General features: G+C 63.4%; 29 protein-coding genes. 16 read left to right on the forward strand and 13 right to left on the reverse strand.

Going from position 1 to position 22865, the window contains the following annotated elements; translation table 11 throughout:
- Nucleotides 1–206 precede the first annotated feature (206 nt).
- The 3 genes from W823_RS43455 to W823_RS43465 all read left to right on the forward strand — a co-directional run bounded on the left by W823_RS43455 (nucleotide 207) and on the right by W823_RS43465 (nucleotide 3676).
- The gene (locus tag W823_RS43455; protein WP_023958391.1) at nucleotides 207–1019 is read left to right on the forward strand and encodes an alpha/beta fold hydrolase; all 813 of its coding nucleotides are present in this window, start codon (nucleotides 207–209) and stop codon (nucleotides 1017–1019) included.
- A 317-nt stretch (nucleotides 1020–1336) separates the two neighbouring features.
- Complete coding sequence (locus W823_RS43460; RefSeq protein ID WP_152538064.1) at nucleotides 1337–2284, forward strand: helix-turn-helix domain-containing protein; 948 nt, start codon at nucleotides 1337–1339, stop codon at nucleotides 2282–2284.
- A 207-nt stretch (nucleotides 2285–2491) separates the two neighbouring features.
- Nucleotides 2492–3676: a serine hydrolase gene (locus tag W823_RS43465; RefSeq protein WP_023958395.1), complete on the forward strand. Its 1185-nt coding sequence runs from the start codon at nucleotides 2492–2494 to the stop codon at nucleotides 3674–3676.
- 142 nt (nucleotides 3677–3818) lie between these two features.
- On the opposite strand, the gene W823_RS43470 is transcribed toward W823_RS43465, so the two are convergent.
- Both W823_RS43470 and W823_RS43475 read right to left on the reverse strand, forming a co-directional pair.
- Complete coding sequence (locus tag W823_RS43470; RefSeq protein ID WP_023958397.1) at nucleotides 3819–4127, reverse strand: DUF1330 domain-containing protein; 309 nt, start codon at nucleotides 4125–4127, stop codon at nucleotides 3819–3821.
- A gap of 50 nt (nucleotides 4128–4177) precedes the next feature.
- Nucleotides 4178–4834 (reverse strand): TetR/AcrR family transcriptional regulator, encoded by a 657-nt coding sequence (locus tag W823_RS43475; protein ID WP_161634009.1) that lies wholly within the window; start codon nucleotides 4832–4834, stop codon nucleotides 4178–4180.
- A gap of 1 nt (nucleotide 4835) precedes the next feature.
- On the opposite strand from W823_RS43475, the gene W823_RS43480 reads away from it, so the two are divergent.
- Nucleotides 4836–5252, forward strand: coding sequence for a VOC family protein (locus W823_RS43480; protein WP_200866381.1), 417 nt, complete (start codon nucleotides 4836–4838; stop codon nucleotides 5250–5252).
- Nucleotides 5253–5257: 5 nt separating this feature from the next.
- Here the strand turns inward: W823_RS43480 and W823_RS43485 are convergent, their stop codons facing one another.
- The gene (locus W823_RS43485) at nucleotides 5258–6187 is read right to left on the reverse strand and encodes an NADP-dependent oxidoreductase (protein WP_023958403.1); all 930 of its coding nucleotides are present in this window, start codon (nucleotides 6185–6187) and stop codon (nucleotides 5258–5260) included.
- 89 nt (nucleotides 6188–6276) lie between these two features.
- On the opposite strand from W823_RS43485, the gene W823_RS43490 reads away from it, so the two are divergent.
- The 3 genes from W823_RS43490 (at nucleotide 6277) to W823_RS58125 (ending at nucleotide 8271) form a co-directional block, all read left to right on the forward strand.
- Complete coding sequence (locus W823_RS43490; protein ID WP_023958405.1) at nucleotides 6277–6792, forward strand: MarR family winged helix-turn-helix transcriptional regulator; 516 nt, start codon at nucleotides 6277–6279, stop codon at nucleotides 6790–6792.
- 132 nt (nucleotides 6793–6924) lie between these two features.
- Nucleotides 6925–7434, forward strand: coding sequence for a DUF3995 domain-containing protein (locus tag W823_RS43495; protein WP_023958407.1), 510 nt, complete (start codon nucleotides 6925–6927; stop codon nucleotides 7432–7434).
- Nucleotides 7435–8115: 681 nt separating this feature from the next.
- Nucleotides 8116–8271, forward strand: a complete 156-nt coding sequence (locus W823_RS58125) for a hypothetical protein (RefSeq protein ID WP_161634010.1) — start codon at nucleotides 8116–8118, stop codon at nucleotides 8269–8271.
- A gap of 39 nt (nucleotides 8272–8310) precedes the next feature.
- Here the strand turns inward: W823_RS58125 and W823_RS43500 are convergent, their stop codons facing one another.
- The 3 genes from W823_RS43500 to W823_RS43510 all read right to left on the reverse strand — a co-directional run bounded on the left by W823_RS43500 (nucleotide 8311) and on the right by W823_RS43510 (nucleotide 11085).
- On the reverse strand, nucleotides 8311–9234 hold the full coding sequence (locus W823_RS43500) for a VWA domain-containing protein (RefSeq protein WP_023958411.1): 924 nt from the start codon (nucleotides 9232–9234) through the stop codon (nucleotides 8311–8313).
- A 66-nt stretch (nucleotides 9235–9300) separates the two neighbouring features.
- Complete coding sequence (locus W823_RS43505; protein WP_023958413.1) at nucleotides 9301–10254, reverse strand: MoxR family ATPase; 954 nt, start codon at nucleotides 10252–10254, stop codon at nucleotides 9301–9303.
- Between the two features lie 3 nt (nucleotides 10255–10257).
- Nucleotides 10258–11085: a mycofactocin-coupled SDR family oxidoreductase gene (locus W823_RS43510; RefSeq protein ID WP_031332384.1), complete on the reverse strand. Its 828-nt coding sequence runs from the start codon at nucleotides 11083–11085 to the stop codon at nucleotides 10258–10260.
- Nucleotides 11086–11210: 125 nt separating this feature from the next.
- Here W823_RS43510 and W823_RS43515 point away from each other — a divergent pair, with 125 nt between their 5' ends.
- The 5 genes from W823_RS43515 (at nucleotide 11211) to W823_RS43530 (ending at nucleotide 13740) form a co-directional block, all read left to right on the forward strand.
- Nucleotides 11211–11834 carry a TetR family transcriptional regulator gene (locus tag W823_RS43515; RefSeq protein WP_023958417.1) on the forward strand — a complete coding sequence of 208 codons (624 nt, stop codon included), beginning with the start codon at nucleotides 11211–11213 and terminating at the stop codon, nucleotides 11832–11834.
- A gap of 176 nt (nucleotides 11835–12010) precedes the next feature.
- Nucleotides 12011–12796: a nitrile hydratase subunit beta gene (gene nthB / locus W823_RS43520; RefSeq protein ID WP_023958419.1), complete on the forward strand. Its 786-nt coding sequence runs from the start codon at nucleotides 12011–12013 to the stop codon at nucleotides 12794–12796.
- Nucleotides 12775–13110, forward strand: a complete 336-nt coding sequence (locus tag W823_RS59625; RefSeq protein WP_369792615.1) for a nitrile hydratase subunit alpha — start codon at nucleotides 12775–12777, stop codon at nucleotides 13108–13110. Before nthB ends, W823_RS59625 begins: the two co-directional genes overlap by 22 nt.
- Nucleotides 13103–13315, forward strand: coding sequence for a nitrile hydratase subunit alpha (locus W823_RS59630; RefSeq protein ID WP_369792616.1), 213 nt, complete (start codon nucleotides 13103–13105; stop codon nucleotides 13313–13315). Before W823_RS59625 ends, W823_RS59630 begins: the two co-directional genes overlap by 8 nt.
- Entirely contained in the window at nucleotides 13312–13740 is a 429-nt protein-coding gene (locus tag W823_RS43530; RefSeq protein ID WP_023958421.1) for a nitrile hydratase accessory protein, read from the forward strand. Before W823_RS59630 ends, W823_RS43530 begins: the two co-directional genes overlap by 4 nt.
- A 44-nt stretch (nucleotides 13741–13784) precedes the next feature.
- Here the strand turns inward: W823_RS43530 and W823_RS43535 are convergent, their stop codons facing one another.
- From W823_RS43535 to W823_RS57265, 5 genes are all read right to left on the reverse strand, one after another.
- Nucleotides 13785–14684 carry a hypothetical protein gene (locus W823_RS43535; RefSeq protein ID WP_023958423.1) on the reverse strand — a complete coding sequence of 300 codons (900 nt, stop codon included), beginning with the start codon at nucleotides 14682–14684 and terminating at the stop codon, nucleotides 13785–13787.
- A gap of 81 nt (nucleotides 14685–14765) precedes the next feature.
- Entirely contained in the window at nucleotides 14766–14993 is a 228-nt protein-coding gene (locus W823_RS56610) for a hypothetical protein (protein WP_051406518.1), read from the reverse strand.
- Nucleotides 14993–15631, reverse strand: a complete 639-nt coding sequence (locus tag W823_RS43540) for a hypothetical protein (RefSeq protein ID WP_051406519.1) — start codon at nucleotides 15629–15631, stop codon at nucleotides 14993–14995. Before W823_RS43540 ends, W823_RS56610 begins: the two co-directional genes overlap by 1 nt.
- A gap of 33 nt (nucleotides 15632–15664) precedes the next feature.
- Nucleotides 15665–16534: an LLM class flavin-dependent oxidoreductase gene (locus W823_RS43545; RefSeq protein ID WP_023958425.1), complete on the reverse strand. Its 870-nt coding sequence runs from the start codon at nucleotides 16532–16534 to the stop codon at nucleotides 15665–15667.
- 188 nt (nucleotides 16535–16722) lie between these two features.
- Nucleotides 16723–17337, reverse strand: a complete 615-nt coding sequence (locus W823_RS57265; RefSeq protein ID WP_235189536.1) for a hypothetical protein — start codon at nucleotides 17335–17337, stop codon at nucleotides 16723–16725.
- A 204-nt stretch (nucleotides 17338–17541) separates the two neighbouring features.
- On the opposite strand from W823_RS57265, the gene W823_RS43560 reads away from it, so the two are divergent.
- Nucleotides 17542–17823: a hypothetical protein gene (locus tag W823_RS43560; RefSeq protein ID WP_023958431.1), complete on the forward strand. Its 282-nt coding sequence runs from the start codon at nucleotides 17542–17544 to the stop codon at nucleotides 17821–17823.
- Between the two features lie 10 nt (nucleotides 17824–17833).
- On the opposite strand, the gene W823_RS43565 is transcribed toward W823_RS43560, so the two are convergent.
- Together W823_RS43565 and W823_RS43570 are read right to left on the reverse strand one after the other, a co-directional pair.
- Complete coding sequence (locus W823_RS43565) at nucleotides 17834–18871, reverse strand: alpha/beta hydrolase family protein (protein ID WP_023958433.1); 1038 nt, start codon at nucleotides 18869–18871, stop codon at nucleotides 17834–17836.
- Nucleotides 18872–18926: 55 nt separating this feature from the next.
- A complete protein-coding gene (locus W823_RS43570; RefSeq protein WP_023958435.1) occupies nucleotides 18927–19847 on the reverse strand; it encodes a triacylglycerol lipase in 921 nt (306 codons plus the stop codon).
- A gap of 319 nt (nucleotides 19848–20166) precedes the next feature.
- Between W823_RS43570 and W823_RS58840 the strand changes: the two genes are divergently transcribed.
- Genes W823_RS58840 through W823_RS43580 form a run of 3 tightly spaced genes read left to right on the forward strand, consistent with a single transcriptional unit; the run spans nucleotide 20167 to nucleotide 22839 of the window.
- A complete protein-coding gene (locus W823_RS58840) occupies nucleotides 20167–20790 on the forward strand; it encodes an FAD-binding oxidoreductase (RefSeq protein ID WP_235189537.1) in 624 nt (207 codons plus the stop codon).
- Complete coding sequence (locus W823_RS58845) at nucleotides 20697–21584, forward strand: hypothetical protein (protein WP_235189538.1); 888 nt, start codon at nucleotides 20697–20699, stop codon at nucleotides 21582–21584. The genes W823_RS58840 and W823_RS58845 overlap by 94 nt, the downstream gene beginning before the upstream one ends.
- A 49-nt stretch (nucleotides 21585–21633) precedes the next feature.
- Nucleotides 21634–22839 (forward strand): DUF3068 domain-containing protein, encoded by a 1206-nt coding sequence (locus W823_RS43580; RefSeq protein WP_255326171.1) that lies wholly within the window; start codon nucleotides 21634–21636, stop codon nucleotides 22837–22839.
- Nucleotides 22840–22865: the final 26 nt, after the last annotated feature.

The raw sequence follows: 22865 nt of genomic DNA on the forward strand, positions 1-22865 counted from the left end.
AGGGCAGGTACTGCGCAGGGCTCGTCAGAACCCCGCAGAGCGGCCTCGTGACTGAGCTGCGCGGATTTGGTGGCCTCGACGCCAACAGCACAAAACCGTGCGCGCAGAAGCAAACCGGCACGATCATCGGTTCATAGAGTTCTGGTCACCAGACCGAAAGGACATCTCCTATGCCATCTGCAACATCAGCTGGGCTCAACTTCGCCATGCTCGTTCGCCGCGTTGCGGCGGTACTTCTGCTCGTCTTCACGACAGCGGCTTTCATGGCGATACCGGCGTCAGCGTCCGGCGTCGGCAAACCGACGATTGTCCTGGTTCATGGAGCGTTCGCCGACTCATCAGGATGGCGCGACGTTGCCGCAAACCTGACAGCGCAGGGCTACCCCGTGCAGACCTTCGACAACCCCCTGCGCGGCCCGCGGCACGATTCGATCCAACTCGAACGGCAACTCGCGGCAATCCCTGGACCGATTGTCCTCGTCGGACACTCCTACGGGGGAGCTGTCATCACCAATACTCACGACCCCGACGTCGTTGCCAACGTCTATATCGCAGCATTCGCGCCCGATCAGGGCGAGTTCGTGCAGGGACTGCTCAACCCGCTGACCTTCCCCGGCAGCAGGATCTTGCCGCCGGCGTTGCAACTCAAAGTCGTAGATGACCCGACCGGGATCGGCGGCAAGAACATCGATGGGTACATCGGCCGGCCATACTTTCACGACGTATTTGCCCAGGACGTCACCAGTGCCGTCGCCGCCGACATGTTCGCCCACCAGAAATCTGCTGCGCTGGTGGCCAACCTCGAACCATCCGGCCCCCCGTCGTGGCGCAGCGTACCCAGCTGGTACCTGCTGTCGCAGCAGGATCGCGTTATCCCGCCGGCCTCGCAACGTTTCATGTCTTCACGCGCAGCCCCCGGACGCATCACCGAAATCAACGCCTCGCACGCCTCTCTCGTATCCCGGCCCACCGAAGTCACCAGCATCGTCGTCGACGCCGCGCAGGCAACCCGCCGGTGACTGCCCTCACGGGCGTCATGCGATTTCAAGATAGATAGCACTGACCAGGAAATCAGGTCTGATCGACCGTGCACGAGAGTGTTCTGTGGCTGCCAATGCCCTCGCGGGCGCAGGATCATCTGTCTACAGTTTGAAAACGCTGTGTAAAGGACCGACGGCTCGCACCACCGTCATGGAGGGTGGTAACTGGAGGCTCGCCTCGCGGACACATCGAGAAGGTCACGGTCTCGACGCTTGATTGAAGGTTAAGAGTGGTTGTCGTTTTTAGTACAGAGGGGCTCACGCCCTCCGAGAGAGTTGAGGCGACCTGCGCTGCGATGCAGGAGCAGTCAGTGCCATCGACCGTTGAGTTGGAAGACGGGGCGCGCGTCGAGTCGCAGATGCAGGTGTGGCAATTCGGCGACGCGAGAATTTTCCGCGCCGAGATGACCGGGTTCCGACTCATTCGGACCCGACGCCAAATCGACGCCGGGCCGGGGGACATGCTCGCAATCGCGATGCACGAGAGATGCATAGGCAAACAGGAGCAGTTTGGATCGCAGGTCAGGGTATCGCCCAACGAGTTGATGGTGATGGACCTCAATTCCGCCTACACCTACGAACTCGAGGGTGGCGGCGCGTCACGATGCCTGCATGTCCCGATCGAATTGTTGGGCCTCAGACAAGAGATGATCCGCAGCGCCGCGTCGCGACTACGAGCCAGCCCTCTTTACGAGATGGTCGCCACTCAACTGTCAGAAATGACAGTCAAAGGCGACGTGCTGAGCACCAGTCCAGCCGCGCCCGTACTGGGTGAGAGCAGCATCGAACTCACCCGTACCCTTCTCGTCTCGGCATACGACACCGAGTACGCGCGCGACGCGCTCAATGAGCTTCTGATGCCCAGAATTCGGTCCTTCGTCAAGCAGCACCTCGCCGAGCGCACGCTCAACGCCGACGTCATCGCCGCCGCCCATGACATCTCGCCACGGCAGCTGTATCGACTTTGCGCTGCAGCCGACCTCAGCCTTGAGCAATGGATAATTTCCGAACGCATGGAACGCGCCCGTGAAGAGTTGTCGCGCAATGAGTTGCGTGATGTGCCCATTGCCACTGTCGCGCGACGGTGTGGATTTACGAACGGCTCTTACTTCAGCAAACGATTCAAGACAATGTATGGGCTCTCACCCCGAGCCTGGCGACAGATGTCTTTGGGCGAACGCCCCCAGGATTCGGTGAGTGCGAACCCACCAGCCCAGCCCGAACGGACCAATCAGTCTAATTAAGTCGTGCCAGGTAAGGCTCCCGGGAGACCCTCGGCGCCAGCCAGCGCGGGCGTACGTGGAGAAGGTCACGGCAGTCTGTGGTTCCGATCCGCTCCCTTGTGAAAACTGCATGCCGAACCCGGTCAGACGTTAAACTCCACGTCAAAGCTGACACGTCAATCAGCATTTCAAGTCCCACCAGGCTTTGTGCACGAAGGGATCAACCCCATGGCTGTGTCAACGCGTAGTCGGCTTCAACGAGTTGCGGCCGCGGCATTCATCGGCATTCTTGCAACCACGGGCCTCTCGTGCGGATCAGATGGTTCCGGCAGCGGTGAGCAGGACTCCGCACAGCCGAGCTCGAAAGCCGTGAGCGCGGAGGCCGGCGCGATCGTGGACATTGTCCGCAACAAGCTCGCCGAGCTGAATCTGACCGGCGCCGTATTCGGAGTGTGGCGCGGCGACGAGGAGCTCGTCGTCGACGCGGCCGGCGAATCTCCGGTTGGTGTTCCCGCCACGGCTGACATGCAATTGCGTGTCGGCCAGCCGATGGAGCCGATGCTGTCGACAGTTCTGCTGCAGCTCAACGAAGACGAAACACTGGGCCTCGACGAGCCGATCGCCAAATGGGTGCCCGACTTTCCGCGCGCCGACACCATCACCCCCCGGATGCTCGCCAACAGCACTTCAGGAATCTCCGACTACGTGACGAATCCTAAGTTCTTGAAAGCCTTCTACGCCAACCCGATCAAAGGGTTCACGTCACAAGAGATCCTCGACCTGGCCACGTCGCGCCCGCCACTGTTCGAGCCGGGAACGAGCTTCGCATACTCGCACAGCGATTTGTGCCTCCTTGGCGTCGTGCTCGAAAGGGCCTCGGGCAAGCCTCTACAAGAGCTGCTGCAGCAACGCATCTTCACACCGCTTGCAATGAGCAACAGCAAGGTGGTCTTGACACCACAAATGATCGAACCGATGCTGCACGGCTACACGAACGAACGTGAAGTCTTCGAGGACTCCACATTCTGGAACCCCACAGCGTTCCTCAACAGCGGCAACACCAACTCGACGGTGACAGATCTCGCTCGTTGGGCACGCGCCCTTGCTTCAGGAGAAGTGTTGTCGGACACAGCATTCAATGAGATGATGGGCCCCTCGACCGCTGGGCTGGGCCCGTTGACCGAAGAGAAGTACTTCGCATTCGGCACCGCTCACCTGAACAGCTGGCTGGTCATGAACCCTTCATTCGGCGGCTACAACGGCGTAGTTCTCTACGAGAACGATTCGAAGACGACAATCATCGTGTACGCCACACTCGGCCCGACTGCCAACGCCGACACCAACAACGCGGTGCCGATCGGCACCGCAATCAGCACGCTGCTGCTCCCAGACAAGCCACTGGCGTTGTCCTGACGCGCCGGCACAAGGGTGCCAGGCATTTTACAAACTTCGATTCTCGATAGGGCGGGCACCAGTAGTTCGCCGACCGCCGGGTAACAGCCCGGAGGTGCAGACCACTTTTTGAGCGAGGCCGTCGGTCATCAAACGGGATCCCTCACGCCAGGGTTGGCGGTGTGAACCCTTCGAGTATCACGACGTTGCTGGTTGCGGCCTCGTGTCGTTGAGCGATGACGGCTTGATAGTCGGGACCGGTGTACCAGGCGTTGGCGGTGGCGACGCTCTCGAACTCGAGTACGACGGTGATGTCGCCATGCCAGTTGCCCTCGGCAACGAGATGCGGCGGACCGGCGATGATTGCCGTTCCCCCGGCAGCGATCACAGAGGGTACCGCGGCGGCGCTGTAGGCAGCGAGTGCGTCTGAGTCGCTGATCTTTTCGGTGAATATGACATATCCCTTGGACATCGAGTGCGTTCCGTTTCTGGTGGGTGATGTGGTCCAGCGTGAAGTGGCCCCTAGGTATCCGGCTGTCCGCCTCGGGTTCTCGTAGCCGTTGTGAGGAGATTCCGGATACTGGAACCAAGGTGCCGTCGAAAGATTTTCTCTGGTTCACGCCAGTCGAGGTGATGATTGACCTCGAGGGCGACGACGCCGTGAAACGCTCCCCACCATCCAAGAAAGTCATCGAGGAGATCGTCGTCGGCCTCAAGTTCAGCCAGGGAGCGTCCACGGGCCTCGGCGTAGTGGCGAGCGATCGGTCGCAGTACATCGGTTTGCGCGGGCACTGTCGGGCCATCAGGGGGAGCGGCGTACCCGCGGATCCGGTCGAAGAAGATGAGATTGAACTGGCGAGGATGCTCGAGTGCCCAGGCCCGGTAAGCAACCGGCCCCGTTTCCAGGCGCTGTTCGAGCGCAGATTCGGCCGATTCGGCCAGTGCGGCAGTGATATTGGCTTCCAATGACTGATAGCTCTGGACGATCAACTCGGTCAACAGCTCGGACAGGCTCGGAAAGTAGGTGTAGAGCGCGGGCGCGCTCATCCCGACCTCGCGCGCGATCCCGCGGAGGGTGACCGCGCTCAGTCCACCGTCCTCGAGTCGCCGCCGCGCTTCAGTGACGACGTCCTGCTTGAGTTCTCGGCGCTGCCTGTCGCGTCGGCTTTCCTTTGGCACAGTGAGCACGCTACCCTTAACGCTGTTAGAAAGTCGAGCAGCGTTCAAGAAAAGAGTCCTGGTGAATCGCATTGTGGGAGTGACGCTCGATTGCGTCGACATGAAGACTGCGGCCTCCTTCTGGAAAGCCGCTCTCGAATACGACGAACCCACCCCTTGCACAGACGATGCGCAATTCCATGCGCTCGTGTCGCCGAACGGAGGCCTTCATCACCTCACGCTGCAACGCGTGACGGAAGCGAAAGCGCGCAAAAACCGGGTTCACCTCGACATTTTCGTGGACGACCTCGACTCGGAAGTTGCCCGACTGGTTGGTCTCGGCGCGAGAACCCTGGAGGAACACAACGACGAAGGCGGGTACCGAACCGCGGTTCTGGCCGACCCGTTGGAAAACGAGTTCTGTCTGGTCCAGCGCTGAGTAGTTCAGGGGAGCACGATTACCTTCCCTGCGATCCGTCCGCCGGCTGCTTCCTTGTGGAGGGCGGGCAGTTCGGTGAGGGGTATCCGTCGCGTGACCTCGATGGTGAGTGCACCGGCGTCGACCAAAGACACGATCTCGCTGAGGCGCGTGCGGTTCGGTTGGACAAACACGGTGGCTGCTCGCACATTTCGTGCTTTGTCGTCGGGGGTCGCCATGAACGCGGTGGTGCTGACGACCACGCCACCGTCGCGAACGGCAGTGACGAGGGTGGCGAACTGATCGGGTTCGATGGGGGCGAGGTTGAGCAGTACGTCGACTTGCCCGTCGAGGGCATCGAGTAGCGCGGTGTTGGTGTGATCGATGATGTGGTCGGCGCCCGCGGCGCGGACAGCGTCGATACTGCGTGGGCTGGCGGTTGCGATGACGTGCACGCCGGCGCGTTTGGCCAGTTGGATGGCGTACTTGCCGACCACACCTCCTGCACCAACGATCAGCACGCTCTGTCCGCTCTCTAGTTTCCCGTCGTCGAACAGCGCCTGCCAGGCAGTCAGGGCGACGGACGGTAGTGCCGCGGCGTCGTCCAACGGGATGGTGGTGGGGGCGTGGACCAGTGCCTGGGCCGGTGCGGTGACGTACTCGGCTGCGCCGCCGTCATGTTCCATCGGCAGGAACCCGACGACGATGTCGCCGACTGCCAGGTCGTCCACTCCTTCGCCGAGCGCATCCACGATGCCCGAAACGTCATATCCGGGAATGTGGGGCAAAACGATTGGGATGGGCAAGAACCCGGCCCGCATGCCGTTGTCGGCGGCGTTGTACGCCGACGCTGCCACACGCACGCGGACCTCTCCAGCGGCCGGCGTCGGCTGCTCGACATCTCCGTAGTGGAGGACTTCGGGACCGCCGACCTCGTGGAACTGTACTGCCTTCATGGTGACTCCTTTGGTTAGATGCTTCGAATCCGAAGCACTTGGCCAACATAGCAGTGCTTTGAAATCGAAGCAAGAGGTAGGTTGTTCACGTGACCGAACGCAGAGAACAACAAGGTCTGAGCGCCGTCGAGCTCGGCGCGTACCTCGCGCTGATCGAGACGAGCAGCCTGGTGCGGCATGCAGTGGAACAGCAGTTACAGGAGGCGGGCAGCCTCAGCTACGTGCAGTTTCAATTGCTCGCATCGCTTGGAGACGCACCTACGGGCAGTCGCCGGATGACGGAACTGGCCGACGGCGTGGTCTACAGCAGGAGCGGACTCACCTATCAAGTGGGTCTTCTCGAACGCGCGGGACTGGTGACCCGCAGCCCTTCTGAGGAAGATGAACGCGGAATCACCGTCACTGTGACCGAGGCCGGCCGTCGAGTACTCGCGGCCGTGTTCCCAGGGCACATCGGGATCGTTCGGCAACTACTCTTCGACGCGCTGGACCAGGATGACATCGATGACCTCGCCCGCGTACTCACGAAAGTTCGTGACCACATGCGAACCATTCCCCCTCGCTCGGCCAAACCCCGCCGCGCGAGCAAGCGTCGGAGTGGGTGAAGCGCGAATCATGTAGGGCTCTGCGCAATCTGGTCTCGCCGGTACGGCGCGTTGATCGACGAGCACTTTCTCGGGGTCAGGTTGCGGGTAAACCTGGATGTGCCTGCAGCCCAGCGTTCGTAGGCTGTTTTCATGCGAACACACACGTCGACGGCGCAGACCGACGTCGCCTCGGTAGCCTTCGGCATCGCTGCGGCCGCCGGTCTACTGCACGCGGTAGCGAGTCTGTACTGGGCCGTCGGCGGCCGTTGGCAACTCGAGTCAGTGGGAGAATGGGCTGTCGAGCTCGCGCGCGAGAGCCCGGTCGAAATCGTTCTGGCCTTGGGTCTCATCGCGCTGGCAAAAGCGGTCGCAGCTGTTGTGCCGATGGTCAACGAGCGACGAAAGAGCCGATTCTATCGACCGATTCGATGGTGTGGGTGGTCAGGCGGTGTCGTTCTGGTGGTGTGGGGAGGGGTGTCGTCGTTGTCGGCGTGCGCGGTGCTCGCCGGCCTAGTCTCGCCCAGCAATGGATACAACCGGACCACCATGATCGGGCACGCCTTCATATGGGATCCGCTGTTTGTGGTGTGGGGTGCCGCGCTACTGACGGGCCTATGGCTCACCAGGCCCGCACGGCCTCTGGTGCGCCCCGGCCCCTGAGCGCGTTCAACCGCGGAAGTCAGCACCCTGAGGTTGGGTCCTTCTGTCAGCGATAGCCATTCGCAATCAACGCCGCGTTCAGCGACGATGAAACTTGTGGAACCTGATGAAGTACCTGATGATTGGCGCCCAACGGCCGCAGACGGTCCAATCGACCTTGCTGTGGATGGAGAACTGTTTCAGGTAGCGATCGCCTCAGGCGGCGGTAGCCGATACACCTGGGTAAGCGGTCCCAATCCTGGCTATGGGTTCCAGTCCGGCGCTCCGAGTGTTGCCTGGAGGACTGGCAATCGGCGTCCACCGGCGCCGCTCCCGGTCCCGCTACCGACCGTTCGCTATCACCGCACACGTATCAGCGGGTTTCTCGCGGAGATAGATCCCGAAACCGGCTACATGTCCGAGGCACCTTTTGATGATCCGTGACGAAATCTGTTGCGGCGAAGCTTATCGCGGGCGACTCGGTCGCCACCAGGATTGAACGCCGTGGTGGATCGCCTGTAAGTGAAGGCGGCGAAGGCGAAATCGCACGGCTTCCGGGCAGCCGAGCGCGGTGAGGTGTCGGCTTTGGATGGGAGGTGAAGAACCGATTGTGCCGCGATTATTCACGCCGGGGAGCTTTAGTGTGTCGATTGCAGCTGCTCAGGCCGGCGGTGCGGACTTCCGTGTTGCGATACTGGGTTGGTGATGGCTCGCGATGAGATGACCGACAGGTACGTGGCGTACTTGGATGGCGCCCGCGTCGCCACCGATGAACTCGACATGTATCGCGTGGTCGAAGGTTTGATCTGCGAAGTCGTGGGGACGGTCGACAATGCTCGGCTCGCGCACGTCTCCTGATCAGAAACCCCCGCAGCCGTCATCGCACTACCAAACCTGTCACCCGAAAATCGAGGTCAATGCGGGCGCCACGTCGTGATGGTCGCGGATCGTTCGGCAGCGACCGCGACCGACGATTGCAAGACTCCGGCCGAGGTCCAGGTCGTTCTCGCCTGAGGTGTCGACCAGCACGTCGAGTCGCGGCAATCGTGCTGCGACACCGCGGGGATCTGGCCCGGCGTTGTGTACGCAGTCACTGAGCAGCAGCACCCGTGCATCGGCCGGTGGCACGCCGGCAAGTTCACGCGCCGCGACCTCCAGCGCGAACGCGACGTTGGTCAGTCCTTGCGCCGGCAGGGTCAGAAGCTGGTCGAGCACGGTCTCGGGACCTACTCGTTCCCCCAGTCGGACCAGAAGCGCGGCATCCGACCAAAAGGCCACCACCGCAACATCATCGCGCGGCAGTTCGCCAACCATTGCGCCGACGGTGGCTGCCGCGGTCCTCACTTGCTCACCCTTGGTCGAGCCAGAGATGTCGACGACAAGGGCGATGGACCGTCGGTTGCGGACCCGCTCTCGGACGAGAATGTCGTCGTCGGTCGGCAACGGGTTACCGGCAATCGCTTCCAGAGTCGCGTCGAGATCGAGTTCGTCGGTCCCACCGCGCCAACGCATGGTCGTGAGGGTTCCTGCGCTGGCCCGCCGCGCACGACGCTGCCACATCGGTTGCGCGAGTGCGAGTCTGCGCGCGATCTGCCTCGCGCGCCGGCGACCGGCCTCGTCGATGACCATGGCCCCGCCGGATGCCGAGAGCTCACCGTCGTCGTTCGTTTCACCCGGTGCCGACGACCCCGGCAATTTCATCGGCTTCCCCGAGGGACCTTCCTTGGGGATCAGCGTGAATCCGCCACGACCACCGGCCGCAGGCTTGAGCAGTTCCGGTTCTTCGTCGAGCTGCTTCGGCTTCCGTCGCAACGGCTTCATGTGGGCGCGATCGTGTCCGGCACCCTTTCTCGGTCTCGACAGCGGGCTGTCGGCCGGAACTGCTCTTCAACCCGGTTCAGCAGCGGCGGGAAGAAGGATGAAGTGGTCCTGCCAGATCTGGTGCAGCACCGCCTCGGGAGTCTCGAATGCCGTGTCGTCGAGATGGATTCGACCGGACAGAGCCACCATCATGGCGTCGAGCACAACGGCTGTGTAGTCCTCGGGCAATCCGCGGGGCGGCTCCAGCGAATCGGCGGCAGGCAGCTCCACGCCTCGCATCAGAGCGAGCTGCGCCACCATCAGCGCGACGTCGATGGCACCCCGGACGCTACTTCCCTGACGGATGTCATCGCGCTCTCGCGTCGCCCTGGTCAGCGCGACGGCATCAGCTATGACGCGGGCCGACTCGACTCTGGTTCGGCGGCGGACGATCTCACGTTCTGCCTCCGCATCCTGGTAGGTGATCACGAGTCGGCACATCCGGTCATGGACGGACGTCGACAACCTCGTGGTGCCGATGTTGTCGTACGGATTCATCGACGCCACGATGCGGAACGTCGGAAGCGCGGTGACACTACCGACCCGTGGGACGGTGATCACCCGCTCGGCCATCGCAGTCAGAAGCGTGTTCAACGTGTCTTCCGGCGCCCGATTGAACTCCTCGATGTAGAGAAAGCCGCCGGTGCGCATCGCCTCTATCAACGGGCCCTCGACAAAGTTGTCCGCTGTGTAGTCCTCCTTGAGTACCCGGGCCGGATTGTGGTGGCCTACAAGACGGCTCGGTGTCAAATCCGCATTGCCCTCGACGAACACCAGCGGGATATCCCATTCGGAGGTGATGGCGCCGAGCAGCGTCGACTTGGACGTACCCGGCGGACCCTCGAGCATCAGGTCACGGCCGGCGGCGACCGCGGCGAGCAGGAGGTCGGCCTCTCGCTCGCGGCCAACCACCTTGTGCGCGATACGCGACCGGACCTCCGGCAGTGACGCCGCTTCTACCACCGAGCCGTTGTTCTGCACGCTTTAGAGTCTTCCACCGGCGTCCACAACATGGGTGGTCCCGGTTACGTATCGACCGGAATCAGACACCAGGTAGAGGACCGCTTCGGAGATGTCTATGGGTTCCACCATCGTCACGGGAAGCCGGTTCATCTGGGCAGCGGCCTGATCGAAGTCGGCCCGGGTCGGGTTCTCCAGGTCAGGCCGGAACAGCTTGTAGGTCGGCTCGTTGAGAATCATCGGTGTCGCGACGGTTGTCGGATGAATGCTGTTGACCCGAATGCTCTGCGGTCCCAGCTCTTTCGCCAGCACGCTCATGAGTCCGACCAGCCCAGACTTGGCCGCCGAGTAGTGGGCAATGTTCTCGTTGACGCTGATCGACGCCAGTGAACTGGTGATGACGATGGAACCACCACGGCCTCCGGCGACGATGTGTGGGCCTGCCGCACGGATCGTCTTCCACACGCCGGTGAGGTTGATGTCGATCATGGTCTGCCACATCTCTTCATCCATCTCGAGCGCGGGCGCCATACTGTTGATTCCCGCGTTCGCGATCACGATGTCGAGGCGACCAAGGGCTGCCACCCCGTCGTCGGCGGCCTTCTTCAAGGCCGCGAGGTCGCGGACATCGACCTCCGACGCGACGATCCTGCGATCGAGCGCCTCGACGTCCCTGACCGTCTGTTCCAGATCCGCCGCGGTGGCGGTGTCGTAGGGGACAGTGGCGACCTGTTTGGCGGTGTCCACCGCGATGATGTCTGCGCCCTCCTGCGCAAGGCGGATTGCGTGGCTGCGCCCCTGGCCTCGTGCGGCGCCGGTGATGAAGGCGACCTTGCCTTCGAGTTTGCCCATGTCGACCACTCCCGTTTTGTTGTGACCCAGCTCTCACATCGAGGTTATGTCACCTAGTGCCAGAACACCAGCATGGATTTCCCGGGGACGTGCACAGCGACGGACGGAGGTGAGACGATGGTCAGATGGTAGACGGGGAGGTCCGCGCCGCGGTGACCGGCACAGTTGATCGAGGCGGCCGTCCTGCCGCGACCAGCGCGCACGAGCTGGCGGCTGCGGCCCAGAAGTTGTTCATAGAGCATGGCTTCGAGCAGACCAGCGTGGAGGACATTTCGACGGCAGTAGGGGTCAGCCGCCGCACGTTCTTTCGCTACTTCGCGACGAAGGCCGATGTGCTGTGGGTTGAGTCTGACACCGAGTTCGCCCGCCTCACGGCGTTTCTGGCTGCCGATGACGGTACTGCCGCACCGCGCGACGTCATCGAGACCGCGATAGTCTCTGCCCTCGCCTTTCGGCCAGAGGACGAGGAATGGGCGCGCCACCGTGCCCAGTTGGTCCTGACCGTGCCCTCAGTGCAGTCATACGCATCGGTGTTGTACAGACAGTGGCGCGAGGCAGTCGCTGATTTCATCCGCCGTCGCGGTCTCTGGCGCAGCGACGAGCTGTTCGCAATCGCCTTCGGACACTCCACCACGGCCGCCATCATGACCGGCCATGAATACTGGGTGTCGCATTCGGAAACGACGCTGCCGCAATGTCTTCGGTCGTCAATCCGGCTTCTCGTACCCAGTGGCCCGCCGGCCCCCTGAGAGTGTGCGCGCGGCCGCACGGCGGCGATCCTGCCTTGGGGCGGCGGTTGACATCCCAGAGAGCGCGCTGGGACGATGTGTGACGTAGGCCACTTCGAAGGCGGATTTCCTCAGAGTGCGGCTCCGAGGGTTCTCGAGTTCGAAGCAACAGACCACGCCGGAGTTGGGAGCACCATATGAACGGCGTATTCGATCTCGGAGGGACCGATGGTCTAGGTCCGGTCGATCCTCCGGACAGTGAACCGGTCTTCAGGGCAGAGTGGGAAAAGACGGTGTTCGCCATGTACCCGGCCTGCGTTGGCGCCGGGTACTTCGGTATTGACCAGTTCCGACACGGCACCGAGAAGATGGACCCGTCGACTTACCTCAGCTCGCCCTACTATCAGCACTGGCTCCACTCCATCGAGGCCCATGTCATCGCGATAGGCGCTATCGAGGCGGACGAACTAGCCCGCCGAACCCGCCACTATCTCGACAACCCCGACGCCCCGCTCCCTGAACACAGCCAACGTCAAGAGCTGCTCGACTTCGTTGATGTCGCGGTATCGGCGGGGGCTTCCGCTGCTCGAAGAACCAGCAAGCAGCCGCGTTTCACCGTCGGTGACAAGGTGCGCACCGCGCACGTCAGCCCGTTCGGACACACCCGGTTGGCCCGGTACATCCGAGGTAAACAGGCTGTGGTTGTCGCTCACCGCGGGTCGTTCATCTACCCAGATTCGGCAGGGAACGGGCTCGGCGACGCACCCGAGCATGTCTACACCATCAAGTTCACCAGTGAAGAGTTGTGGGGCAAAGGCTTTGGTGATCCGAATGCGTCGGTGTGTTTCGACGTATGGGACCCCTACGTCGAATTGGTCGATGAAGAGAACGGGGCGACCGCATCAGTGCAGGGGCCTCAGGTCAGGAAGAAACGGCCGCCCGCGTCAAGGCGCTGGAGTCGATGCTCATCGAAAAGGGGGTGATGACGAGCTCGATGGTCGACCGCATCGTCGACATCTATGAAAATCAGGTCGGGCCGCAGCTGGGAGCAAAAGTAGTTGCGAAAGCATGGACTGACAACGACTTTCGGCGGCGACTCCTCGACAACGCCGGCGCAGCCTGCAGAGAACTGGGCATCGGTGGTCTGCAAGGCGAGGACATGGTGGTCCTCGAGGACACCGACGAGGTGCACCACGCCATCGTGTGCACATTGTGCTCGTGTTATCCGTGGCCGGTTCTCGGGTTGCCTCCCAACTGGTACAAAAGACCCGCAATATCGGGCCCGCATCGTGCGTGAGCCGCGCAAGGTCCTGGCCGACGACTTCGGATTCGCCATCTCCGACTCCGTCGAGATCCGCATCTGGGACTCGAGTTCGGAGATGCGCTACTGGGTGCTGCCGCAGCGACCGACCGGTACCGACGGCTGGAGTGAAGAACAACTCGCTGCACTGGTCACGCGGGATTCGATGATCGGCGTCGGCCCGGTCAGAGCCGCATCATGAACGACGTGCCCACCACCGCACCAGATGCGGACCGCCGAGCGGTGGATGATCTGGTCCGCAACCTACCCGGCGGGCGGCCCGGAGAAATGTCATTCGATCACCCCTGGGAGATCAGAGCTTTCGCGCTGGCGGTGGCGGCGCACACCGCAGGCGAGTTCGATTGGCAACTGTTCCAGGGCGCGCTCATCGACGCCATCAGGGATTGGGAGTCAACCCGCTCCGTCACCTCCGATGAGTCGTGGTCTTACTACGAACACTGGGTGAGCGCCTTGGAAGCAGTCATGGCCAGTAACGGAGCCATCGACCGTGCCGCTCTGAAGAATCGGACGAATGAGGTTTTAGCCGCACCGCCGAACCGCAACCACCACAAAGCCATACTCGAACCCGTCGCGATTGATGCCGCGATCACTGCAACGCCGAGCTGACAGTGCCCGCAGGACGACTGGCCCCTAGTCGTCCCCCATCCACGTCACGAACCCAGAAGCTCCCTGACCCTGGTCAACTGTTCTACGAACCGCTGCCGGTAGAGCGCAGTGAAGCGATGCACGGGTTGATCGAGGATCGCACGGGCTGTCAAATCTGAAACCTCGAGCAGCTCAGCCACTTCAGCCGCCGCAACCGACGGGTCTGCACTGTGCTGCACGATGTCGATGAGTTCGGGAGCATGGTCCAAGGCCCGGAGGTAGCCCGCGAAACGATCCAGGTCGGCCTGCAGCTGCCCGTGCGATTGCTCGGCGTAGTCGGGTTCCATCACGGGCTCCGAAGGAAGGAAGCGCCGAGGGTCCACCGCGACGTTGAACTCGACGCGAGAGATCTCCATGAGGTGTGCGGCGCCGTCCGCGTGTTCGTAGACGCGCAGGCATGCTCCGGTGTGCTCATCAAGGGTGGCCTGCAATGGATTGATCTTGCCGCGCGGTGGGTCGAGAAGGAACTCCCAGGCCGGCCGGCCCGCCACCGTGGTCGCAACGGGATCGGCAGCGGGGGAGTGATAGTTGTGCGGGTCGGCGAAAAGCCAATCGCCCGGGTCTCCGAGCAAACGGTACGGATGCATGTGCCGCCACTTGGCCGCAGCCGACGATGCCGAGCCACCTGAAACAGGTTCGAGGTGGCCGCGACCGCCCCGTATCCAGCACCGGGCTCCTTGCTGGACGTGTACCTCTCCGTGGTCATCGGTGACGTTCCAGCGGCCTCCCGGCATGATCGCGAAACTGGCGGTTGCCGCAGTCACCTCACCGTCGACGGTGGTCACCGAGCGCAATTCGCCTACGGCACTGGTGAACCCGACGTCGGCGTACTTGGTCCGTAACTCATCCCACAGGCCGACCCGACGCCCACCAGGCTCGCCAGATGCCACAACCGTGGTGTCCATGAATACATAGTGCCGAAAACCGCCGGGCTCACGTGGCGAGTTGGCCGATGGCGAACACAATTCGACCGGACTGTGCCCCCATCAGGCAGGCGGGGGCGTCCGCTGCAACTCGATGAGCCCAGCGCGGGCCATCCTCGCGACGTCAGAACGGAACTGCGACAACTGCATTGCCGCCACCGCCTCGGCACCGCGTTCGGTGACGCCGAGCAGTTCGATGATGGCGGCTCGCGCGGCGGCGCCGTTGTCGGCGCCGGCGATGACCTCGAGGACGTCCTGCGGCCGATCCAGAGCTGCTACCGTCGCCGCCATCACCTCAAGGGTCTGCTCGCGCCGTTCGCGTGGGTCCCCGGGCCGACCGCCCCGGCGCCGCGGTCGCGGGGCTCGGCCTCGACAACGGGTCCGGTCCAGACGAAGAGGTCAGCAGGTAGGTCGTCGTGCTCGCTGACGTCGTACACCTCGAACAGCTCGCCGCGTTCGGGATTGCCGACTCCCACGATGATGCCGGTGATGTCGTCGAAGGTGATCTCGATCGAATCGTCAGACCTCGACAGCAGAGTGGTTTTCCACGCAGCCCGGCCAGCTCTGTCAATGGGCGCCGGAGGTGTGGCCACGCGCATCTTCTGGCTCATCCGTCGCAGCAACGAGTCCCCGCCCAGCAGATCGACAGGGCTGAAGTGCGCTCCCAGGTTGACGACGTGGATATCACCGCCTAGACGCCGTATCTCGCCGTCAATGCGGACCAAGGGCTTCTCGCCTGCGCCCTGGATGTAGACGACATCACCCTCGCGCTCGATCCGCCACCGATCATGAGGTCCGTGCCAGAAGTCGAACACGGGCCCGGGCGTCTCGTTGCCTTCCTTGGCTGACGTTCGCATCGACCCGGACACGTACACGGTCTCGGCGGCCGCATTGCGACCGGCCAACTCCACCCACGACGGTGTGCTCATGCCTGCGACGGTAGTCAGTGCACCCGCGGTCGGTCAGACCGGTGGCGGGAATCCGCGCTCGGCCAGTGCATGCAGCACACGCTCGGAGCCACGGAACGGGTCACCGTCTCGCGGCCAGTGGATGATCACGTCGGTGAAGCCGAGTTCCCCGGCCCGGCCGACCATGTCATCAAACGTCGCCAGACTCGTCAGCGAGAACTGCGGGGATGCGTCGAGGTTCAGGTAGCGGTCGAAGCCATCAGGGGAGCGCCCTTCGTCGGCCATCGCCTCATCGAGGTGGTTGCACGCACGCTTGACCCCGTCGAACCACTCATCGAGCGTCTCGGCCTTCTGCCCGGTTGTCATCCAGGCGTCACCGTGACGGACGGCGAAGCGGATCGAACGGGGCCCGTTGCCGGCCAGGATGAACGGGACCCGGTGCCGGACCGAGCCCCCGACCAAACGCATGTCGCGAGCCTGGTAGTACTCGCCGTCGGCGGAGACATGGTCGTCGGTGAGCAATCGGTCGAGTAAGAGGGTGAACTCCTGGAAACGGTCGACCTTCTGGCGTGGCGTCATCGCCGGGGCGCCCTGCAGTCCGTCGTCAGGTGTACCGCCGGCGCCCAGCCCCAGCAACACGCGGTCTCCGGCGATGTCGAGCAAGGTCTCGACCTCACGCGAAAAAGACACGGGGTGACGGAAATTGGGCGACACCACAAACGAGCCGATCTTGATCGTGGAGGTCACCATCGCGAGAGCGGTCATCGTCGGAACGCTGGAGAACCAACGCGCGTCGGGCAGCCCGCCCCACACCAGATGGTCGAACACCCAGGCGTGGTCGAAGCCGATCTCCTCGGCTCGTTCCCATTTCGGCCGCGCGTCGTGCCACGACTGATCGGGCAGGATGGAGATTCCGTATCGCATGGGCTCACTGTAGCCGCGGGGGACGACACCATCGCGAAACGCGATGCATCAACGGCATATTGAGAGTTATCCACAAATCGTGGGGTTATCCACAGATGAGTGTGGAGAAATCGCGCCTTCGAAAGTGGCTGGGGGAGCGAAGAATCAAGCCCGACGCCAGTCTGTGTTCATTCAGGTGAATCAAGTTGCTAAACAGGTGTTCTCACACTGTCCACCAGACGCACGAGAGTCCCGTCGCACGTGGCGACGGGACTCTCGGCGTGCAAAGAGGGTTTAGCGGTTGTGCCTGGGAACGTGGCTTCCGTTGTCGCCGGGACCGTTCCCTGTCTGGCGGGGGTCCAGATTGTGGCCCGGACCGTTTCCGGTGTGGCGGGGATCGAGGCCGTTGCCGGGGCCGTTTCCGGCCTGGCGGGGATCCATGCGGTTGCCGTTGTCGTGGCGGCTGTCATCGCGGCCGTTCCGGCCGACGTCGGGATCGAGCTTGTCGGCGCGCTGGAACTCGGCGTCGAGTTCTTGGCGCTTGCTGGCGGCTGTGCCTGATGGGTGCTCGCCTCTGCGGCCAGGCGCTTGGCCTCGGCGGCCTTGGCGTCGGCTTCCGCCTGGGCCCGTCGGGCGTTGGCTGCGTGCTCTTCGGCGATGGCCTCACGCTTACGTACGCCGGCAACGCGTTCGGACGCCTGCTCCCGGATCTCTCCGGCTTGCACCCGACGGCTTTCCTTGCGCTTGCGTGCCAAGAACAGTGCGAGCGCTATGAGAGCCAGCACCACCACTACGGCTATGACGATCCAGACGACGGTATCCACGTTGACTCCTGACGAGACGATTTCCTCCCGGATTACCCAGGGATTTGTGGTCTCAAACACAAGAGTCCGCCGGTCAAGCTACGGCAAGCGGGCGATTTGTGATCTCGATACCGGAATGAGATCTGTGCAAGGTCACCGGTCTGCAGGTCACAGCGTCGGGGCACAGCAAACACTGTTGTCGGCGGCGATGTCTAGAGTGCGGCTATGAGCGACGACGACGGCTACCCGGATGGCTGCCCCACCCTGTCCCGCGACGGCCAGGTGGTCGGCTTCTGTCCGTCGCCGAACGGCACCCATCTGCTGGTGTGGTGGCGTGCGGACAGCGAGATCATCGGTGGGTACGAAACCTACGAGGCAGGAGTCACCGCGGCACTACGCGCAATCGCCGCAGATGGTCTCGACCCGGACCCCGACGACGTGCGCGTGGAGGCCGCCAAATTGGAGGCCGATTTTGTGGGAACCGATTGGATGGGTCTCGGCTTCTGAAGTCGGCGCGTCACCGAATCGACTCGTAGAGCACGGGCCATGAGTCGTGTACGTCGTCGCGCCAGTAGTCCCAGGAGTGCGTTCCCTTGTCCTTGAAGTTGTAGGTGGCCGGGATCCCGAGCGCGTCGAGCCGGCTACGCAAGTTCTGGGTGCACTGATTCGTCGCAGCTTCGATCACCCCGCCGGCAGTCAATTGCGCCACCAGCTGGCTGGTCTCACCGTCGACGTTGGGGGCATCGAGGTTGTCGTGCTCACCCGGCAGTCCTGATCCGGTGGAGATGTAGAGCGCGGTCCCACGCAGCCCCGCGGCGTGGACATATGGATCGTTCGCCTGCCAGGCGGGGTCGTCCGGCTCACCCCACATGTTGACGGGGTTGCCACCGAAGTTCGACACCGTGATGTAGACGTACGCACGTCCGAGTGGATCGCTGGTCTGGGCGCAGCCGCTGAACGAGGCCACGCCTTCATAGAGGTCGGGTTTCTGGATGGACAGCGCGAGTACGGAGGTGGCGGACATCGAGACGCCCACGATCGCGTTCTTGCCGGTGGTGTTCAGGGCCGAGTCGATGATGGGTGGGAGTTCCTCGGTGAGGAAAGTGGTCCACTTGTTGCGCCCGAGTTCGGGATCGTCGCGCTGCCAATCGGTGTAGTAGCTCGAGTCACCGCCGAGGGTGGCAACCACGTTGACGTCTTTCGCCTTGTAGAACGACGCTGCGTCGCCCCAGCTGAGCAGGCCGTTCTCCTCGCCGGCTCCACCGACCCCGTCGAGCACGTACACGGTTGGTCGCGGCTGGTCTCCTGGCGCGATCAGCAGCTTGAGCCCGATGTTCTTGTCCATCGCGGCGGAGTACACCTCGGCGGTCGCCTCGCGTCCTTCCCCGCGCACAAGACTCACGAGATAGGAGCCGTCGGGCGCCGCTATCGCGCGGTCGAGGATGGGGTCGGCATAGGACGTGGCGGCAGGCGCCATCGCCACCGCGAGTCCTGCGATTGCCACGGCGACGAGCAGACGGGAGTTCCGGCGGAACTGTGTGACGGGGTTTCTCATGGTGTCCCTAGTGACGTCGGAGCATGAACATGTGGTAGGTCGAAAAAGGAGAGATTCAGGGGCAGGGTGCGGGCGTCGTGTCGGCAAGGTCTGGGTCGAGAGCGGTGTGGATCAGCCACAGGGAGCGCGGGTGGGTGGTCAGACCCATGTGGTCGACGGCCAATCCGGGGCAACCGTCCTGAACCCACACGTTGCGCACCGTGGCGCCGGGGCCGGCAGTCAGGAACGCCGACTCCGGCGGGGTGACGACCTTGTCGTCACGTGTTGCCACGGCCACGTAATCGACCCCGGGAACGGTGTCGCCGCCGGCGTTCAGCTGCGTGATGAAAGACGACCCGGCCATCTGCTGGGCGTACGCGGGACCGACGGCCGCGGCAAGCACCTCGTCGGCGGGTAGTCCGGCAGCGTCGGTTTGCCTGTATATCTCCGAGTTGGAACCAAGGGGCAGGTCCGTGTTCGATTCGAAGGTCGATCCGTGGTTGGTGCCACCGACGCTCACCACAGTGTGAATGGTGTTGCGCTCCACGAACTTGAGGTAGTGGCGTGCAGTGAGTGCGCCCATCGAATGGGCGACCACGTCGACCTTGTCGGCCGCCGTCGCCGATCGCACCTTGCTGATGAACGCGGCGAGGACGTTCGCAGACTCCCCGATGTCGCTTCCGCCGGCGAGGTCGAGCAGGTTCTCATCGCTACCGGGCTGATGACGTCCGTAGTCGAGCGCGAAGACGCAGAAGCCGGAATCGGAGAGCCGCTCCGACAACGTCCGCCACGTGGCGGCCATCCCGGACCCGTTGCCGTGGACCAGCACTACGGGTCGTCGATGTTCGGGTGCCGGTGTGCACGAGGTGAACTGGTTGACGCCAGGAAGAGCAGATTCATCTGCGGGCGCGGCGTACACCGGGACAGGTGCCAGGAACGCGAACACGAGTGCCGGAACAGCTGCGGCCAGCGCGGCACCCAGACGTAGGTGACCCATTCGTTACCCCTTGGCTTCCACCCGACCATCACGTCCGCATCCGCGCGATATACGAGAGGCATACCACACCCTGCGGCCCGTGGCGCGGTGAAGACGGTGGTTGCAGGAGAAAGTGATCGTCACGGGCACACCCCGGCCCAGATGGATAGTTTCACTCACGATCTTTGTAGCGGGTTGACAAGGCGCCGAATGAGATTCGGCCCGGTGCTGCAAGGCCATGATCTCGAGCCGTCGCGCGTTCCGCTGTGAGTATCCGTGTGGTCTGAGAGACTCGGTCGCGTCGGAAGGTCTGTGCGGCACCGCGTACGAAGAACCGGGAATGGGGGCCATCGTGACGGCTCAGGGCACCGATGCGATCCGCGAGCTGAACGCGGCGTTGGCAGGCCGGGTGCACGAACCTGGAACGGCCGGCTACCTCGACGCCCTTGGGCGAATCTTCTTTCCCGATGCAGCGCGACGTCGCCCGCTGTGCGTGGTGCAGCCGACCTCCGTGAGCGAGGTGGCCGAGGCCGTCACCATCGCCGAACGGTCGGGGAACACTGTCACCGTGCGAGGCGGCGGACTGAGTTCGAACTGCGTTGCCGACCAGTCGATCATGGTCGATCTGTCGGCTCATATGAACGGTGCGCAAGCAGAAGGCGAGAAGGTCACCCTCGGTGGCGGAGCGAGCGTTGGCACCATGCTCGACGGCCTTGGCCCCGGTCGCATCGTCCCGGTCGGGATTTCACAGCACGCCGGGTTCGGGTTGGTCACCCGCGGTGGGGTCGGCTACTACACCCGCAGCCTCGGGTTGACCCTCGACCACCTCGCCGCAGTGGAGTTGGTCCTGCCTCCGGGGAGGTCGTGCAGTTGTCCGACAGGAGTACCGGCCGCGACGCAGACCTGTGGTGGGCGGTTCGGGGGTGCGCGCCACCGTTCGGCGTGGTCACCTCGGCCACCCTGAACACGCATCGCGCGGGCCCGATGTGGGTGCACCGGAGTGTGGTGGATCTCGACGCGCTCGCCACATACTTCCGCATCGCACCAGAGGTGCCGCGGCACACGATGATGGGTGCGGTGCTCGGCTACACCGACCTGACGCCGGAAAAACCGGTGATGCTGCTGTTCACCACATGTGCGAGTGAAGACGCCGCCGACATCGATGAGTCACGAAGGGCGGCAACGGCTGTCATGGATGCGTCGAAAGAGGTGCACTACCGTTCGGAGATGTCGGGCCGCTATCTCTCGGGCCTGCCCGAATACACCCCACCTGGTGCCGGGGGTACCGAACCGTCGCCGCTCCTGCTGCCAGAACCCACCGACGCCAGAGGCTCGTTCTTCGGGAAGGCCGTGTTCACCGGTCCCTCGCTCGATGCGTCGGTCGCGGACGCGCTCGCCACCCAGATCGCTGCCGCACCTACACCTGCCTGCCGCATCGACTTCCAGCAGACCGGCGGCGCCCTCGCCGATGTCGGTGACACCGATACGGCCTTCTGGGGGCGATCAGCCGAATGGAACATCCCGCTCAACGCGATCTGGTCGGATCCGTCTGACGAAGAAGCATGTCTGTCCTGGGCAAGCGAGACGCTGGCCGCTTTGTCCGGGCACACCACCGGTGTCTACAGCGTGGAAGTGCGTCCCGGTTTCGCCGAGACGGAAGCGGAGATCGACGCCGCTTTCGGTGGGAACCTCGCACGACTGCGTGGGCTGCGAGACCAGATCGATCCCACCGGAGTCTTCGGTACCTACCCGCTGTGATCGTCGTCGATGAGGTGCGCCGTCGGCCCGTCATATCCGCTTGCCATACTTGTCGAGCCACATCGGCATCCGAAGGGAGCTCACAATCAACAGGTTTCTGGCGCCCGCGCTGATCTTTTTCGGCGTCGCGGCCGTGACCGCTGCCATTGCCGTCCCGGTCTGGTTGGTCCCCCAGCTCAAGGTGGTACCTCTTGATCTCGACATCACCACCGTGGCGGTGTCGCAGCCGGCCGGAATCACCGATGACGACGAGCTGCCGGCAAAGGTCTTCGACCGCTGTTCGGTGTCCGGTCCACGCGCCGAGGTGTTCGACGCCCACCTCACCCAGCAGCGCCGCACCGTGGTCATCGAACCGTCCGACAGCGATCAGGTGACCGTGCAGTCCGGTCAGACCGTGCGGATCGACCGCATCCGCGACGGCGACGAGATCGTCGAGCCGAATGTTGCCGCCGTCGACAGCGCGCGCACGTGTTCCGACGGCGTGCTCACCGGCAACATCGACGTCGTCTCGATCGATCGGGAGACCAGCAAGCCGAACGGCGACATCCACCGCCTGCACACTGTGCAGGCGCCGGCCGGCGTGCGAACCATCGAGGACGAGAGCAACTTCGTGGAGGCACCGCGAGAGGGCTTCCAGTACAAGTTCGGCTTCGACGTCGAGAAGTCGGAGTACCCGTACTACGACGTCAACACCCGCCAGGACGTCCCCGCCAAGTTCGTCGGGGAGACCAAGATCAACGGACTCACCGCGTACGAGTTCGTGAGCGAGGTGCCCGAGATCGATCAGGTGCAGCTCGAGACCCCCAGCGGCGAACCCGCGCCAGGGACGTCACTCGAGATGCCTGCGAGCTGGTGGGGCATCGAAGGTGTGCCTGCCAACGAGAAGATCGTGATGGACCGCTTTGCGACCGCCACGCGGCATGTGTGGGTGGAACCGAAGACGGGAACCGTCTTGCGTGGACTCGAGGAGCAGCACCAGTACTTCAAGTCGCCAGGTTGGGAAGATCCGGGTCTTGCCCAGCCCATCCGCGACTTCCGGATGGACGTGTTCAAGGCGACGATGGCCTGGGATTCGGCAACCGAAGACCGGCAGTCGGACAAAGCCTCCGGCTATGTCGATCAGCTCCGGTGGGGTGGTGTCATCATCCCGGCGATCGTGGGAACGATCGGTGGCATCTCGTTGATCGCGGGCATCGTCCTGCTGATCCGCCGTCGTTCTGACAGGCCCACGGGTGGTCAGGACATCGCCGGCTGAGCAAGGGTCCAAACACGAATCAGGGC

This window comes from Williamsia sp. D3 (assembly GCF_000506245.1).
In the GTDB taxonomy this organism is placed as follows: domain Bacteria; phylum Actinomycetota; class Actinomycetes; order Mycobacteriales; family Mycobacteriaceae; genus Williamsia; species Williamsia muralis.

Coding starts and splice junctions, on each gene's coding strand:
- W823_RS43540 (WP_051406519.1), bottom strand. CDS start 15,631: ATGAGCACACCGTCGTGGGTGGAGTTGGCCGGTCGCAATGCGGCCGCC.
- W823_RS43510 (WP_031332384.1), bottom strand. CDS start 11,085: ATGGGCAAACTCGAAGGCAAGGTCGCCTTCATCACCGGCGCCGCACGA.
- W823_RS43515 (WP_023958417.1), top strand. CDS start 11,211: ATGGTAGACGGGGAGGTCCGCGCCGCGGTGACCGGCACAGTTGATCGA.
- W823_RS43535 (WP_023958423.1), bottom strand. CDS start 14,684: ATGGACACCACGGTTGTGGCATCTGGCGAGCCTGGTGGGCGTCGGGTC.
- W823_RS43545 (WP_023958425.1), bottom strand. CDS start 16,534: ATGCGATACGGAATCTCCATCCTGCCCGATCAGTCGTGGCACGACGCG.
- W823_RS59625 (WP_369792615.1), top strand. CDS start 12,775: ATGCTCATCGAAAAGGGGGTGATGACGAGCTCGATGGTCGACCGCATC.
- W823_RS58840 (WP_235189537.1), top strand. CDS start 20,167: ATGGGGGCCATCGTGACGGCTCAGGGCACCGATGCGATCCGCGAGCTG.
- W823_RS43460 (WP_152538064.1), top strand. CDS start 1,337: ATGCAGGAGCAGTCAGTGCCATCGACCGTTGAGTTGGAAGACGGGGCG.
- W823_RS43565 (WP_023958433.1), bottom strand. CDS start 18,871: ATGAGAAACCCCGTCACACAGTTCCGCCGGAACTCCCGTCTGCTCGTC.
- W823_RS43560 (WP_023958431.1), top strand. CDS start 17,542: ATGAGCGACGACGACGGCTACCCGGATGGCTGCCCCACCCTGTCCCGC.
- W823_RS56610 (WP_051406518.1), bottom strand. CDS start 14,993: ATGGCGGCGACGGTAGCAGCTCTGGATCGGCCGCAGGACGTCCTCGAG.
- W823_RS43495 (WP_023958407.1), top strand. CDS start 6,925: ATGCGAACACACACGTCGACGGCGCAGACCGACGTCGCCTCGGTAGCC.
- W823_RS43485 (WP_023958403.1), bottom strand. CDS start 6,187: ATGAAGGCAGTACAGTTCCACGAGGTCGGCGGTCCCGAAGTCCTCCAC.
- W823_RS43455 (WP_023958391.1), top strand. CDS start 207: ATGCTCGTTCGCCGCGTTGCGGCGGTACTTCTGCTCGTCTTCACGACA.
- W823_RS43570 (WP_023958435.1), bottom strand. CDS start 19,847: ATGGGTCACCTACGTCTGGGTGCCGCGCTGGCCGCAGCTGTTCCGGCA.
- W823_RS43470 (WP_023958397.1), bottom strand. CDS start 4,127: ATGTCCAAGGGATATGTCATATTCACCGAAAAGATCAGCGACTCAGAC.
- nthB (WP_023958419.1), top strand. CDS start 12,011: ATGAACGGCGTATTCGATCTCGGAGGGACCGATGGTCTAGGTCCGGTC.
- W823_RS43465 (WP_023958395.1), top strand. CDS start 2,492: ATGGCTGTGTCAACGCGTAGTCGGCTTCAACGAGTTGCGGCCGCGGCA.
- W823_RS43500 (WP_023958411.1), bottom strand. CDS start 9,234: ATGAAGCCGTTGCGACGGAAGCCGAAGCAGCTCGACGAAGAACCGGAA.
- W823_RS43530 (WP_023958421.1), top strand. CDS start 13,312: ATGAACGACGTGCCCACCACCGCACCAGATGCGGACCGCCGAGCGGTG.